Annotated in this window: 3 protein-coding genes; 1 reads left to right on the forward strand and 2 read right to left on the reverse strand. The window is 63.3% G+C overall.

Annotated features, from left to right (window positions below):
- Positions 1-882 (forward strand): EAL domain-containing protein (locus EN749_RS34475; protein WP_145991141.1); only part of this gene is annotated, 882 nt, incomplete at its 5' end.
- A gap of 15 nt (positions 883-897) precedes the next feature.
- On the opposite strand, the gene EN749_RS34480 is transcribed toward EN749_RS34475, so the two are convergent.
- Positions 898-1917: a class I SAM-dependent methyltransferase gene (locus EN749_RS34480; RefSeq protein ID WP_128364849.1), complete on the reverse strand. Its 1020-nt coding sequence runs from the start codon at positions 1915-1917 to the stop codon at positions 898-900.
- A 106-nt stretch (positions 1918-2023) separates the two neighbouring features.
- Positions 2024-2246 (reverse strand): S1 RNA-binding domain-containing protein (locus EN749_RS34485; RefSeq protein ID WP_128364850.1); only part of this gene is annotated, 223 nt, incomplete at its 5' end.

Consider the following 2246-nt stretch of genomic DNA (forward strand, 5'->3'; position numbering starts at 1 on the left):
ATCCTGCGCCGCTCCAATCTGGCGCTGCAGAACGCGCGCGCCAGCGGCGTCGGCAACTGGTCGGTCTTCCATGCCGAAATGGGCAGGGTCGCCGACCATCGCCAATGGATCGAATCCGAACTGCACATAGCCTTCGAGCGTGGTGACTTCGACCTTCATTACCAGCCGCAGCTCGATCTCCCGACCGGCCGCATCGTCGGGTATGAAGCGCTTATCCGCTGGCGGCATCCGGAACGCGGCATGATCCCGCCGATGGAGTTCATTCCGATCGCCGAGGAAACCGGCATGATCGGCCCGATCGGCGAATGGGTGCTGCGCAAAGCCTGCAGCGACGCCCGGCATCTGCCCGACGATTGCTTCGTCGCCGTCAACATCTCGCCCGTGCAGTTCATGACCAAGGACTTCGTCGGCATCGTGCGCGACGCCATGACGAGCACCGGCATCAAGCCGTCGCGGCTGGAGCTGGAAGTGACCGAGACGGCGATGATGCAGGACCGCGACCGCGCCGCCGCCATCCTGAAGGAGCTTGCGGATATGGGCATCTCGGTCGCCGTCGACGATTTCGGTACCGGCTATTCCAATTTGAGCTACCTGATCGATTTCTCGTTCGGCAAGCTGAAGATCGACCGGTCCTTCGTCAGCCGCCTCGACACCGATTCCAGCTCGGGTGCGGTCGTCTCGACCATCGTCGGGCTGTCGCGCGCGCTCGGCGTCAGCATCATTGCCGAAGGTGTCGAGACCGAAAGCCAGGCGACGCTGCTCAGGGCGGCCGGCTGCGAGGTGGTGCAAGGCTATCTTTACGGCAGGCCGGCCCCCCTCAAGATCAGGGTCGGCGACGTGCATGTCACCGATGAGGTCCGACGCGTCGCCAATCTGCATTGAACGCGGTGCATTGTATCAACGACGAGCGACAAGCACCTTGAACATGCCATCGCGGGCGAGTTCGGCATGGCTCGAAAAGGCGGCCGCCAGGATCGGCTCATAGGGAAGCTGGCGGTTGGCGACCATGAACAGCCGCCCACCCGGCTTCAAGGCCTTGGCCGCCGCGCGGATCATGCCGGCGCCGATCTCCGGCTCGGCCGCCCGACTACGGTGAAAGGGCGGGTTCATGGCAATCGCGTCGTAGCGCTTCTCGACAGGTTCCTTCAGCAGATCGATCCAGAAGAAGTTTCTGGCGATCGACTGGGTGACCCCTGCCAGATTGAGCTTCGCGGCTTCGAGCGAGGCGAAATCGGCCTCATAGAGGTCGAGCGCCGAAATGCCCGGTGAGCGGACGGCGATCTCGGCAGCCAGATACCCCCAGCCGGCGCAGAAATCGGCAATGTTGCCACGCAGATCATTGGGCAGGTTCTCGACCAGCAATTTGGAGCCGGTATCGATCCGGTCGAAGGAAAACATGCCGGGCCCGGTGCGGAACCGGTTTTCAACCAGCAGAGCGGGATTGGCGGCGCGCAGTTCTTCCGCGGCGGCGAGGTCCGCGGGACGGCGTAACCAGAAGGCGATGCCGTGATATTTTGGCAGATGGCCCTCCAGCGGCACAAGTTCGCCGACGCGCTTGCGCAGGCTGGCAATGCCATCATCCTTGCCGCCGCCAACGACGACCAAGCCGCCCGGCGCCACACGCTCAAGCGCCTGCGCGAGGCGCACTTCGTTCAGACCCCGATGTCGCCCGGCCAGCACAAGTGCCATATCGAAGCCATCGCCTTCCACTTGCGCGGTGACGACGCAGCCAGACGCCTGCAGCGCGCTAAAATGCGGCCGAAAGCCCTGCACGAGGTGAAGCGTCGCCTCGAAGCCTTCAGGCAGGCGAAAACCCGGCTCAGCGCCGAGAAACAGCACGCGCTCGCCCTTTCCCGGCAAAGCAACAGCCTCGGCCTCGAAGGGATGGAAAAGCGTCTTCAACGGCTCGGCGGACATTGTTCGATCTCGACTTGTCTGGGCGATTTGAGAGTGAAAACCGGGGCTGAAATGAAAACGGGCGCGACATAAGCCGCGCCCGCTTCAATTCATGAACTCAAGACGTTCAGGCGGCGTTTTCTTCGCCTTCGGTCTTCTTGTCGCGGGCGAGTTCCTTGCCGGTGGCCTGGTCGACGACCTTCATCGACAGGCGGACCTTGCCGCGCTCGTCGAAGCCCATCAGCTTGACCCAGACCTTGTCGCCTTCCTTGACCACGTCCGAGGTCTTGGCGACCCGGTCGTTGGCAAGCTGCGAGATGTGGACGAGGCCGTCACGCGGACCGAAGAAG

This window comes from Mesorhizobium sp. M7A.F.Ca.ET.027.02.1.1, assembly GCF_004022985.1.
Classification (GTDB): Bacteria; Pseudomonadota; Alphaproteobacteria; order Rhizobiales; family Rhizobiaceae; genus Mesorhizobium.

What these genes read in the sequence shown, in the direction of transcription:
- EN749_RS34480 (WP_128364849.1), bottom strand. Translation starts at nt 1,917, where the DNA reads ATGTCCGCCGAGCCGTTGAAGACGCTTTTCCATCCCTTCGAGGCCGAG.